Annotated in this window: 12 protein-coding genes; 9 read left to right on the forward strand and 3 right to left on the reverse strand. The window is 47.3% G+C overall.

The features are described 5' to 3' along the window. Nucleotides 1-93 precede the first annotated feature (93 nt). Complete coding sequence (locus tag DWU89_RS13460) at nt 94-2778, forward strand: calcium-translocating P-type ATPase, PMCA-type (RefSeq protein ID WP_115500146.1); 2685 nt, start codon at nt 94-96, stop codon at nt 2776-2778. 160 nt (nt 2779-2938) lie between these two features. On the opposite strand, the gene DWU89_RS13465 is transcribed toward DWU89_RS13460, so the two are convergent. Beyond that, complete coding sequence (locus DWU89_RS13465; RefSeq protein WP_115500161.1) at nt 2939-3163, reverse strand: DUF6722 family protein; 225 nt, start codon at nt 3161-3163, stop codon at nt 2939-2941. A 139-nt stretch (nt 3164-3302) separates the two neighbouring features. On the opposite strand from DWU89_RS13465, the gene DWU89_RS13470 reads away from it, so the two are divergent. The 5 genes from DWU89_RS13470 to DWU89_RS13490 are packed head-to-tail and all read left to right on the forward strand — an operon-like array spanning nt 3303 to nt 7166. Next, complete coding sequence (locus DWU89_RS13470; RefSeq protein WP_115500147.1) at nt 3303-3602, forward strand: STAS domain-containing protein; 300 nt, start codon at nt 3303-3305, stop codon at nt 3600-3602. A 21-nt stretch (nt 3603-3623) separates the two neighbouring features. Further along, nucleotides 3624-4034, forward strand: a complete 411-nt coding sequence (locus DWU89_RS13475) for an ATP-binding protein (protein ID WP_115500148.1) — start codon at nt 3624-3626, stop codon at nt 4032-4034. A gap of 1 nt (nt 4035) precedes the next feature. Beyond that, complete coding sequence (locus DWU89_RS13480; protein ID WP_115500149.1) at nt 4036-5157, forward strand: sensor histidine kinase; 1122 nt, start codon at nt 4036-4038, stop codon at nt 5155-5157. Next, a complete protein-coding gene (locus DWU89_RS13485; protein ID WP_115500150.1) occupies nt 5150-5983 on the forward strand; it encodes a sensor histidine kinase in 834 nt (277 codons plus the stop codon). The genes DWU89_RS13480 and DWU89_RS13485 overlap by 8 nt, the downstream gene beginning before the upstream one ends. Nucleotides 5984-6002: 19 nt before the next feature. Beyond that, nucleotides 6003-7166 carry a PP2C family protein-serine/threonine phosphatase gene (locus DWU89_RS13490; RefSeq protein ID WP_115500151.1) on the forward strand — a complete coding sequence of 388 codons (1164 nt, stop codon included), beginning with the start codon at nt 6003-6005 and terminating at the stop codon, nt 7164-7166. Nucleotides 7167-7246: 80 nt separating this feature from the next. Here DWU89_RS13490 and DWU89_RS13495 read toward each other — a convergent pair whose 3' ends face one another. Beyond that, nucleotides 7247-8077, reverse strand: a complete 831-nt coding sequence (locus DWU89_RS13495; protein ID WP_115500152.1) for a hypothetical protein — start codon at nt 8075-8077, stop codon at nt 7247-7249. A 34-nt stretch (nt 8078-8111) separates the two neighbouring features. Then, entirely contained in the window at nt 8112-11024 is a 2913-nt protein-coding gene (locus DWU89_RS13500) for an ATP-binding cassette domain-containing protein (RefSeq protein ID WP_115500153.1), read from the reverse strand. 142 nt (nt 11025-11166) lie between these two features. On the opposite strand from DWU89_RS13500, the gene DWU89_RS13505 reads away from it, so the two are divergent. Genes DWU89_RS13505 through DWU89_RS13515 form a run of 3 tightly spaced genes read left to right on the forward strand, consistent with a single transcriptional unit; the run spans nt 11167 to nt 12413 of the window. Further along, the gene (locus tag DWU89_RS13505; protein ID WP_115500154.1) at nt 11167-11541 is read left to right on the forward strand and encodes a DUF6249 domain-containing protein; all 375 of its coding nucleotides are present in this window, start codon (nt 11167-11169) and stop codon (nt 11539-11541) included. Continuing rightward, on the forward strand, nt 11531-12067 hold the full coding sequence (locus tag DWU89_RS13510) for an RNA polymerase sigma factor (protein WP_115500155.1): 537 nt from the start codon (nt 11531-11533) through the stop codon (nt 12065-12067). The genes DWU89_RS13505 and DWU89_RS13510 overlap by 11 nt, the downstream gene beginning before the upstream one ends. Before the next feature lie 16 nt (nt 12068-12083). Then, nucleotides 12084-12413, forward strand: a complete 330-nt coding sequence (locus DWU89_RS13515; protein WP_115500156.1) for a DUF5056 domain-containing protein — start codon at nt 12084-12086, stop codon at nt 12411-12413. Nucleotides 12414-12840 lie beyond the last annotated feature (427 nt).

Here is a 12840-nt window from a genome sequence, read left to right on the forward strand (position 1 = left end):
TGCCGACACAAACATTAACACCTTGTATTTGTATATGTCCCTTAACTTTACTTTATTTGCTCTCTCAATTTTCTGAAACAGATTAATAAATTTATGGAGAAAAAACATCAGTACCAAGGATTAACCAAACAAGAAGTAGAAGAAAGCAGGCGCCTTCATGGCGAAAACATCCTTACCCCACCGGAGAAAGCCTCCTTGTGGAGCCAATTCATCGAAAAGTTTAATGACCCGATTATAAAGATTCTGCTGGTAGCCTGGCTACTGTCGATGATTATAGCAGGCGTTCATTGCTGGGGACCGGAAGCGAAAGGCTTTACGGCATTCCTCGAACCGATCGGTATTTTCTTTGCCATCATGCTGGCGTCTTGCGTCGGTTTCTTTTTTGAAGTGAAAGCGAACAAGGCTTTTGACGTGTTGAATACAGTCAACGACGATATCTTTGTGAAGGTCATTCGCGAAGGGAATATCTGCCAGGTTCCGCGAAAAGAGGTGGTTGTTGGTGATATCGTCGTGTTGGAAACAGGCGAAGAAGTACCCGCCGACGGACACCTGCTGGAAGCGATCTCCCTGCAAATTAACGAATCGACACTGACCGGCGAACCGGTTATCAGCAAGACGACAAACGAAGCGGACTTCGACGAAGAGGCGACCTATCCTTCCAATGTTGTGATGCGCGGAACGACTGTCGTAGACGGGCACGGCGTAATGGAAGTTGAAAAAGTAGGCGATGAAACCGGATACGGAAAAGTATATGAAGGCTCGCAGATAGAAAACAATATCGACACGCCGTTGCAGATCCAGCTGGCCGGACTGGCGAAAGTGATCAGCAAAGCGGGTTATACGATTGCGGCCATCACATTTATAGCGCTGCTGACAAAGCTGTTGCTGGCTTCGTCCGGAATGCCGGTCATGGACCTGATTGCCCATATCCTGAATATATTCATGGTTGCAGTTACGTTGATCGTCGTATCCGTGCCGGAAGGACTGCCGATGAGTGTGACCCTCAGCCTGGCGCTCAGCATGAACCGTATGCTGAAAACGAACAACCTGGTCCGCAAGATGCATGCTTGCGAAACAATGGGGGCAACGACTGTTATCTGCACCGATAAAACAGGGACGCTTACCCAAAACCAGATGCAGGTGTACCAGACGAATTTCTATAACCTGAAAGACCAGAAGTTAGGGGACGACGAGCTGAGTAATCTGATTAAGGAAGGCATATCGGTCAACTCGACCGCTTACCTCGACTTCTCGGACGAGAAAATAAAGACATTGGGGAATCCGACCGAAGCAGCCCTACTGTTATGGCTGAACGGCCAGCACCAGAATTACCTGGAAATAAGGGAAAACGCACGGGTGCTGGATCAGTTGACCTTCTCCACCGAACGGAAATATATGGCGACAGTCGTACAATCGCCTTTATTGGGCAAGCGGGTATTGTATGTCAAAGGCGCACCGGAAATTGTGCTGGCTAACAGCAACCGGGTGGCGATCGACGGAACCTATAAAACAGTCGAGGCTTGCCGGACCGGTATCGAACAGCAATTACTGGACTACCAGAACCAGGCGATGCGTACGTTGGGGTTTGCCTACCAGATACTCGAGGACGGACAGGATGCGGCGTTCTTCGCCGACGGCCGGTTGCATAACACAGACCTCACCTATTTGGGAATCGTCGCCATCTCCGACCCCGTACGCGCAGATGTGCCGGCTGCCGTACAAAGCTGTCTGGATGCAGGCATCGACATTAAGATCGTAACCGGCGACACGCCGGGAACGGCTAAAGAGATCGGACGCCAGATCGGTATCTGGAAGCCCGAAGATACGGAACGTAACTGGATCACCGGACCGGGCTTCGAAGCCTTGACGGACGAAGAGGCATTGGATCGGGTACTCGACCTGAAAATCATGTGCCGCGCCCGCCCCACCGACAAACAGCGCCTCGTGCAGTTGCTGCAACAGAAAGGGGCCGTAGTCGCCGTAACGGGTGACGGGACCAACGACGCGCCTGCCCTGAAAGCGGCACAAGTGGGCTTGTCTATGGGAGACGGGACATCTGTCGCAAAAGAGGCAAGCGATATTACCATCCTGGATAACTCGTTCAGCAGCATTACCCGTGCGGTGATGTGGGGACGTTCTTTATACCGGAATATCCAGAAGTTCCTGTTGTTCCAGCTGACCATCAATGTGGCAGCTTGTCTGATCGTACTGTTGGGCTCGTTACTCGGAACCGAATCGCCGCTTACCATCACACAGATGCTTTGGGTGAACCTGATCATGGATACATTCGCGGCCGGTGCATTGGCATCGTTACCGCCTAACGAACGGGTCATGAAAGACAAACCTCGTCGGAGCGGAAAGAATGGAGACTTTATCATCACCCGCCCGATGGCCTACAATATATTCGGTGTCGGACTGGCATTCGTCATCGTACTGATGGGGATTCTGCTTTATTTCCACGCACAGGACGGACTGACACCGCACGACCTGTCCTGGTTCTTCAGCTTCTTCGTGATGCTCCAATTCTGGAATATGTTCAACGCAAAAGCATTTATGGAAGGCCGTTCGGCATTTGCCAACCTGAAAGAGAGCAAGAGCTTCCTGCTGGTCGCACTGCTCATCATCATCGGACAATACCTGATTGTTACTTTCGGAGGCGAAATGTTCAGCGTCATTCCGTTGTCCTTAAAAGACTGGGGAATCATCATCGGTTCAACTTCACTGGTTCTTTGGATCGGGGAAATCGGACGGTGGATAGGAAGATTAAAGAAAAGATAATTAAAAAGGGCTGTCGGTTTCGACAGCCTTTTTGCTTTATTCGTTTTCTTCTTCTTCACACTCTTTCTTCAATTTGTGATTTTGGATCAAGAGAACGATACAAGCTATTGTTCCAAATATGGCTAAACCGCCAAATAACATTACTGCAGGTTCCATACTATTACCTCCTTCTTTTTAAATAATTTGCTTTATCATAAATAATAAATCCCATAGCGCCTAATACAACCGTCGACCAAGTTCCAATAAACAATACAAATCCTTTACTTTCCGCCATATCCAACAGCGTACTCAGCACTACACCTACAAAGACAAGCTTTGCAATATCAACAAAGAAGTCGCCTAACTTCTCATTAATCACAATTTGATCATGTGTTACTTTTTTCATAGCCAATACTATTTTGATTACTACACCGGCAAAGATAAACGAAATATTCGGATGAAGGATATAAATCGTTGCAAATAACTTGGTCACATAAAGGATTATCTTTACTTTTGCTTGGACAGAAAAATTAAGAACAAAAAATATGAAAATAACAATAGACAACGGGAAAGAAACAGTCATCAGTCTTTCCGGCGAATTGGATACATTGACCTCCGTCGATCTTGAAAAAGAGATCGCGCCTATCCTGCACGGAGAGGCAGAGGCAGTCGTTCTGAACGGGGCGGAACTGACCTACATCAGTAGTGCCGGCCTTCGCCTGCTCCTCACGCTGCAAAAAGGGATGAAAGCCAAAGGGGGAACTTTCCGGTTAAAGAATATCCAGAAAGACATCATGGATATACTGAACATCACCGGGTTCTCATCCATTCTCACGATCGAATAACAAGCGTCCCTATTCCGGCAGATGACAAACACGCTAATTATAAAAAACGAACTGGAGCAGTTAACCCGTCTATACGCGTTTCTGGACCGGCAAGCTGTTACTTACGGACTGGAAGAACTACAATTGATGCAGGTCAAGCTGGCACTTGAAGAAGCTGTGACGAACGTCATCCTGTACGCCTATCCGGATAAGAAGGATCAGGATATCCGCATCGATATGAGCTACGAAAACAAACGGCTGACAATCGTCATAACAGATACCGGCACGGATTTCAATCCGCTGGAAAGACAGGAACCGGATCTGACACTTTCGCTGGAAGAGCGCCCGATAGGCGGACTCGGAATCTATCTTGTCAAACAACTGATGACGGAAGTCACTTACAGTCGTTCAGCAGGAAAGAATATACTTACAATGACAAAAGACATGCATTGATATGGCAGATTTCGACATTAAAGAAATAGCATCACTCAAAGTGAGGCTGCAAATTGTAGAGAAGCTTGTATTAGTCGACTGGATATTGATTATCCTGTCGATGTATTACGACTGGGGAGGATGGATCGCCACCTTGATCGTTGCCCAATTCATCCTGTATATCTACAAGGGGAAACTGCGCAAACAGCTGAAACAAAAAGAGTATCTCGCCAAAGTCGTGGAAGAACGGACAATCGAGCTCCGCATCCAGCGCGACCAGGTGCTGAACGAATCCAAAAAACTGTCCGATGCCCTCGATGCCTTAGCTAAGGCGCAAGACGAGCTGGTTCGCAAAGAGAAACTGGCGACGGTCGGACAATTGACAAAAGGTCTGGTTGACCGTATCCTGAACCCGATCAACTACATCAATAACTTTGCCGGGCTTTCCGCTGGTATGATCAAGGACCTGAAGTCGAATATCACAAACGAACGGGAAACCATGTCTAAAGAGAATTATGACGACACGATTGAGATTCTCGACATGATCAACAGTAACCTCCAGAAGATAAACGAACATGGTTGCAACACGGTCCGGATCGTCAAGGCGATGGAAGAACTGCTGAAAGACCGGCATGGCGACGTCACTTCCACCGACATCGGAAACCTCTGCAAGGTAAATGTAGATGTGATCAACAAGTTATTCAAGGAAGACATTGAAAAGAATAAGATAGAGATCGAGCTTCTGTGTCCGGAAGAACCGGCCATGGCGGAGATCAACATCGAACAAATGAACAAGGTAATGCTCAGCCTACTCAAAAACAGCGTATATGCATTGCTGAAGAAGTTGCAGAAGCAGGAATTCTCCCCGCTCATCACCATCCAGGTGGAAAAACGGCTGAACGGAACGGTTTTCCTCTCTATCCGCGACAACGGTATCGGTATCGAAGACAGCATCAAAGCCCGGATATTCGAACCGTTCTTTACCACGAAGCCCACCGCCGAAGCGGCCGGTGTCGGCTTATACCTCTGCCGGGAAGTGATCCTGAACCATCAGGGCTCTATTATTGTAAAGAGCGAGAAGGATAACTTTACCGAATTTATGATTACGATTCCTATCTACCAAAAGAACAACGACAATGGATGATAACAGTAGAAATGAGTTAGAACGTCTGAGAAAACAGATCAGCCAGCAGGAAAAGATGGCATCACTCGGACTGTTGAGCGCCGGTATCGCACACGAGATACAGAACCCGCTTAACTTTGTGATCAATTTCAGCAAACTATCGCGCAAGTTGTTGGAAGATATGGAAGATGTTCTGGATGAACTGGAGAGCAAACTGCCGGAAGATGCGGACGATGAAATCCGGGAAATCATGGACGACCTGAAAGAGAATATGGTCAAGATCGAGGATAACGGGAACCGGGCTTCAAGCATTGTCCGGGGCATCCTGCTCTATTCACGCGGAAAAGACGATGAATATATCCCGACCAATCTCTGCCAGTTGACAAAAGAATATGTCTGGCTATCCTACCATGCTGTGCGTGCCAACAACAAGAGTTTCAATGTTGCCATCAAAGAAGAATATGACGAGACACTTCCGCCGGTCAAAGTGATCCCGCAAGATTTCAGTCGCGCGGTCCTCAACCTGATGAACAATGCCTGCTATGCTGTGTTCAGCAAATCAAAAGGCGTCACGGAAAACCCTTACAACCCGACAATCCAGGTCAGCCTGAAAAAAGACGGAGACCAGGTACGCCTCGTGATTGAAGACAACGGGTCCGGCATTACCAAAGAGGTAAAGGAGAAGCTCTACACCCCGTTCTTCACTACCAAACCGGTAGGCGAAGGAACCGGGCTCGGCCTCTCCATCACCAAATCAATCATCGAACAAAAACACAACGGAACAATCGAGATGGAATCCGAACCGGACAAGTTCACCCGTTTCACCATCACGATTCCGATTCAATAATCAGAGAAACAATGCTGCTATGGCTATAAAAATATTAAGTGTAGACGACGAACTGGACCTGGAAATACTGCTTACCCAATATTTCCGTCGCAAGATAAAGAAGGGCGAATATGAGTTCCACTTCGCCCACAACGGACTGGAAGCACTCCAGATGCTACTTGCCACGCCGGACTTCGATGTGATCCTGAGTGACATCAATATGCCGGAGATGGACGGACTGACGTTGCTCACGAAGATCAACGAGATGCGTAACCCGGCCCTCAAATGTATTATGGTATCGGCTTACGGCGATATGGAAAACATCCGTAGCGCGATGAACCAGGGAGCGTTCGACTTCACTACGAAGCCGATCAATCTGGAAGACCTCGAACGGACGATCGAAAAGGCGGCCGAACAGATCGCTTTCATCAAACAGGCGCAAAAGGAACACACGCAGTTGGAATCCATCCAAAACGACCTACATGTCGCCCAGGAGATCCAGCAGACAATCCTGCCTAAGACATTCCCTCCGTTCCCGGAGCTGAAATCATTCGACCTGTATGCCTATATGAATGCGGCCAAATATGTGGGAGGCGATTTCTACGATTTCTTCCGCATCGGGCAGGACCGTTTGGGCTTTGTCATTGCCGATGTATCGGGTAAAGGCGTTCCGGCAGCTATCTTCATGGCGATCAGCCGGACGGTTATACGTGCCATCGCCCTCACCGAAAATTCGGCTTCGATGTGTATGCAGCGTTCCAACGCCATACTCTGCCAGGAAAGTGTGAACGATATGTTTGTCACCGTTTTCTACGGTATCCTGAATATCCGGACAGGTGTTGTCACGTATTGCAATGCCGGGCACAATCCACCTGTTCTGATGAAAAAAGACGGCTCCGTGTCCAAAGTCCCGACAACTAACGATCTGGTATTGGGTGCAATCGGAGATGTCAGCTATCATGAGAAGGAATTACGGCTGTCTCCGGGCGATAATCTGTTCCTCTATACCGACGGGGTGACAGAGGCCATGAACACGAAGCACGAACAGTACAGCGAACAACGACTGCTCGAAAACTGCCGCTCATTGGCGGGGAAAGACCCGAAAGAGGTTGTAGAAAAAATAACCGAAACAGTTGGCGAATTTGTTGTTGGCGCGATCCAATCGGACGATATCACATTGCTTTCGATCGCCTACAAGGGATAAGAAAGTTAATGCTAAAAGCAAAATAGCCCGGCTCTCAAAAGAAAGCCGGGCTATTTTTATTATCTAATGTATAGGAATTCTTATTTCAGCAATGCATCACGGATACCCATAATCTCTGCATTTGCAGCTCTGGCTTCCTGAATAGAGTTAACCTTTTCTTTCAACGGAGAGATTGTTTCGCCCAACTGTTTCAGATCAGGATAATAAGCGGCCAAATCTGCAACCACTTCTTCCAACATGCTGACACGTTTTTCCATATTTGCAGAAAGACCTGCAGAAGTAGCATCACCCTGTACAACCAATGTCGGGTTAGCGATCAGGCAAGCATATTCGGCAGAAGCAGCGCCCAACATTTCAACTTCGGCATCTATCTTGTTTTCAGCAGCCATCTTGTCGATGATCTGGTTTTCCTGTTCTTTCAAGAAAGACTGCATTTGTTCTTTAGTCGCATCTTTCGGAGCCTGTTCTTTCAGGATATCCAATACGAAAGATACATTCAAGTCTGTAGCTAACTTGGCAATCACGGCTTCTACCTCAGCAGTCGGCTGGCCAACAGCTTTCAATACGTTATAATCAGCCATGTACATACCCAATGCACGGGCTTTCTGTGTCGGAGTGCTCAATTCGGCAGCCTTGCTAACCGGCACCATGTATTTAACATCACCAACATTTACTTTTACTTCACCTGTAGAAAGGCGATAAGGAATTTCCGAATCCGGCATGTCCTTCAACAATTGAATTGTCTCCTGTTTCAACTCTTCAGTCAACAGGTCTTTCGGAGCCTTACCTGCTATAACAGCAGCTTCTTCAGTCTTTTCGGCTTCCTCGTTTGTTTTTTTGGCTCCGTTGCAGGAAGTCATTCCAAACACTAATGCTGCTACGGCGAGCATGCTTAATACACTCTTTTTCATATTGTATAATTTAATAATTTATTACTCTCGAACCTCAAAATTCGTCCCGTTTCAGGAAACGTCCCGGAAACTCTGCGAATATAGCGATAATCGCCAATAATGCAAAGAAACCTATAACCAATAAATTAAATTTATAAGTAGAAATATGATATCCGGCCCAATTTTTCTCATGACTGTAGAAGGCGGCACGTCCCCAGGCGTTATCCGGCTCCACATAAACCGTCCCGATCAGCGGGTAGATACGGTGGTTCGTTTCCTTATACATATGGCGGCTTCCGGTACCCATTACCAGGTCTTCGATTGCCGTATTATGATGGGCTTTCTTCAACTCCGTCAACCATTCGGCTCCGTTTTCCCGGCTCCGTTCCTGCTGTACCTGATCGAGATAAGCCGTAAAATTATGCGCCCGCTCATGCAGGGCGGCATCGACTTTATCCAGGTAAGAGAGATAATCCTCATTCGCGGCACGGGGAGCGATACGGGCGGCACGGCTTAATACGACGAGTTCATTCTCTACGGTTTTCCGCTTATCCGGATCATCCTTCCCGGCAAGCTGTTCAGCCAGGCTGCGTACTTCCGGGGCATGCACGTTCTCATAATACTGGGCCAGGTATTTTTCCTTTTCGATCGGGAAGTACGGGCCGTTGTAAGCATTATCCCGGAACTGCTCGACCATTAATGCCTCGAAGGCCCAACGGGAAGGGATCACCTCTCCGATCAACGGCACGATATTCTCATCCGAAGCGCGGGTATTCAGGTCGTCAAACTTAATAACCAGGCCACAAAGCAATATCTGCGGGATCAACAGAAGCGGGATCGTAATATAAATGGCAACCACCGAACTCATTGTCTGAGACAGGATCAACCCCGTCAGGTTTGCCAGGAAAGAGGTTGCCCACAAAATAGTCCACCACGTCAGGAACATTTCGCCTCCCACTCCGATAATCGCATTCCCCACCAAGATGAACAATAAGGATTGCAGTCCGGAAACGGTCAGCAGATAAACCATCTTGGATGTCAGATAACTGCTCCGGCTCAACCGGAGGAAATGTTCCCGCTTCAGGATCGTCCGGTCTTTTATAATCTCCTCGGCACTGATACTAAGTCCCATAAAGGTGACAACGATCACCGACATAAAGATATAGGAAACAAAATTCTTATTGGCAAGCAACGTATATTCATCCCCGTCCATATAGCGGGTCAGCATTGCAACGATCAAGGCCAGCAGAGGGGCTTCCAACAGTGTGATAGCTAAATAGGGTTTGTTCGTCAGCTTCGTACGGATATTCCGTTCCAGAAAGATCAGAAACTGTTTGCACCAGGAAGGCTTCTTTTGCTGATTTTCCGGCAAAGCCTCTTCCTTTACAGCCGGAAAGACGGGACGGGAATTCAGATATTCCTCGTGCCATTCCTCCGGCGTGAATTTCCGGATATTCGTCTGGTTACCCGAATCGTCGATCTTCTTGGAATCGATGATATTCAGGATCAGTTCGGGATTGACATTTCCGCAGGCACTGCAAACGCTGATATCGGGATCGGTATATTTGGCCGCCTGCTTGAAATAGGTAATGGCTTCGATCGGGTTCCCGTCATAAATCGGATAACCGCCTCTGTCCAACAGCCATAGCCGATCGAACAATTTATATATTTCAGATGAAGGCTGATGGATATTCACGACCACCAACTTTCCCCGGTGTGTCTGCTCTTTCAGCAACATAATGACTTTCTCAGAATCGGATGACGACAGTCCCGAAGTCGGCTCATCGAGATACAGGATGGCCGGTTCGCGTATCAGCTCGAGCGCGATGTTCAGGCGTTTCCGCTGCCCGCCGCTGATCGTCTTACGGATCGGGGAACCTACTTCCAGGTCCTTTATTTCTTCCAGGTCCAACTCCTTCAATACCTTCTCCACGCGTTCTCCGATCTCTTTATCCGAAAGACGGGCAAAACAGAGACGGGCCGTGTACAACAGATTCTGGTAGACGGTCAGCTCCTCGATCAACAAATCGTCCTGCGGCACGAAACCGATCAACTGACGCGCTTCCGGCGAATCGAGCGGATGGCCGTTCACGGTAATCGTTCCCCGGTCGGGACGAATATTCCCGTTCATAATACCCAACAGCGTAGACTTCCCGACACCGCTACCTCCCATGATGGCGACAAGTTGTCCGGATTCAAGGTTGAAAGAGAAATTATGCAATCCGTTATGGCTATTCTTAAAAGTAAAATCAATATCACGCCCGGCCAGACGGATCACCTCCTTACGCTCGTTCTTATTGAAAACGGTCAGCAGGTCACTGTAGTAGACAGGCAGGAACAGCGGTCCTTTCAACACACTGCTGTGCTGCCAGGCGTAGAACATATCCGGCGAAAGCGGAATATCGTTCATGAACACCTGCCCGCTTCCGTGATAAGTGAAAATCTGCTTGTCAAAGCGGCGGATAAAGAAGACACGGATAAAACCTTCCATGCCTTTCCGCACGATATGGTTACCGGTCGCCTCCTCTTCCCCGCTGATGGTCAGCAAAGACGAAGAAGGTTTGCCCGTAATGAAAGCGAGCGAGTCGTCGAACTCCTTCTGCGGAATCGCAAAAATATCGGCAACCAGGCGGAACAGTTCCAGGTGATTCTCCGCCTCTTCGCTGTTCGTATAGGCAAACTCCACAAAGCGGATCAGCAGAAGCAACTGCTCTTCCGCACGCAATTTCACTTTCATCTGCTCGCAGATATTACGGACAATCTGCTCCTTGTCAAGCACAAAGAGCGAATCGTCGTACATCTCGCGCAACGCATTGTAAAGTTCGATATATTCTTTATGGGAACGTACTCCGAAGTGACTGGACAGATACGAATGAACGGCACGACTTGCCTGCTCCCTTTCAATCCGCACGGAGGAAGCAAAAATAGCAAATAGATTTAATAAGCCGTTTAATATGGTCTCATTCATTTATTTCGTCAGTGTAAGATGAATTCTGCGCAAAGATAATAAAGATTTAAAGGAATATTTCATTGTTTTGCATCTAAACGATTACTTTCTTCCGTCTAATAGATGAGATTTGTAAGAATGTTTAATTTAAAAGTATAAGATTATGATCAATCATTTAATCCCGATTATTGTTTTGACAGTTCCCTTTATCTTCGTTATCTTTATGGTCTGGATAAAAAGCAATGAAAATCAGAAGCGTAACCAACTGAAAGCTGAACTATACGTGAAAGCACTCGAAAAAGGAGAAAAGTTCCCGGAGGACTTGATTAAAGAGCCAAGTAAGAAGTTCAAATCACTCAAGACAGCGATTCTCCTGATCTCGGTTGGTATCGGCATCTCGATCTTTCAACTGTTCAATTCCAATATGGCAAATACATTCCAAAGTCTGTCTGTCGGCCTGATCCCCCTTATGCTCGGAATCGGTTTTCTGATTATCCATGTTATCTGGGAAAAACACGGAATAGAAGATGAAGATTGACACCCTACTTGTTTCAAAAGTTATTTTGCTGGGTGACCGGGAAGCATTCAATCGGTTGGTTGAAGCCTACCAGTCGCCTGTGCGGCGCTTCTTCTTCAACCTGACGGGCGGAGACGAAGAACTGAGCAAAGACCTGGCGCAGGATACTTTTGTGAAAGCATGGCTCAACATCGGTTCCTTCCGTTCCATCTCCACCTTTTCGACTTGGCTCTACCGGATTGCGTACAATACGTTTTATGATTATATTCGTAGCCGGAAGCTTTCAGCAGAACTGGATGTGGAAACATTGGGCGACGTCTTGCCAGCCGGCAGCCAGGATAAAGATTTGGGAATTGATTTCACTCGTGCACTTTTACTTCTGCGTGCCGACGAACGGACAGTCGTGCTTCTGTTCTACATGGAAGACAAATCAGTCGAAACAATTGCCGGGATTATGAGCATACCGCTCGGGACAGTAAAATCCCATCTGTCGCGAGGGAAAAAGAAACTGACAGAGTATTTCAAAAACACGGAGTATAATATATAATGTAACAGTATCAATTATGTCTGACGATAAACAACTATACGACCTCTTTAAAGCGAATAAGGCGGAGTTCGCGGATAACGGCTTTTCTAAACGGGTAATGAGGCGGCTGCCTAAACGGAACAGCCTGTTGCCACAGATTATTATTACACTCTGCCTGATATCGGGAATGGTCCTGACATTCTGGTTGCAAGGCGATAGCAGTCTGTACAAAGGGATACAGGAAATGATCGTATCACTTAGTTACGCCCAGGTTCCTTCTTTTACAGCCATCAACGACTATCTCATAGTCTTGCTCTTAATCGGGAGCATCAGCTTCGGATTGTTATATTCTTACGATAAAGAATGAGGCAGGTTATACGAATCAGTCTAAACCTGAAAATTACAATAACCCTCTTTTTTGGCGTTTTTCTATTTCGTCCGAAATTCTGATCAATTTTGGATTGACTCTTTTCTTGGTTTTAACCTCTCCGGCTAACACTAAAAAAAGCGGGCTGCCGAGGTCATCCCGAAAAACGTGCAATTTGTTTCCCTAAAACCGGAAACGCCGTCAAAGTGATAAAGCTTAACTCCCGGAGAATCGAATATTTGAAAATAAAACGGACGGCGTTCCAAATATCGCAAGGAAATTTAGGGGCTTTTTTGCCCTAAAGACGGTCCTCTTTTTAATTATGACCGTCCAAATCGCCATTACGACCATGCTAATCTTCGCGAGGTGCCGAGTGCACTACACATTAGCACGGTCGTAATGGCAAAGAGGACGGTCGTAATGGCGG

The sequence above is a fragment of the Parabacteroides acidifaciens genome, assembly GCF_003363715.1.
Taxonomy (GTDB): domain Bacteria; phylum Bacteroidota; class Bacteroidia; order Bacteroidales; family Tannerellaceae; genus Parabacteroides; species Parabacteroides acidifaciens.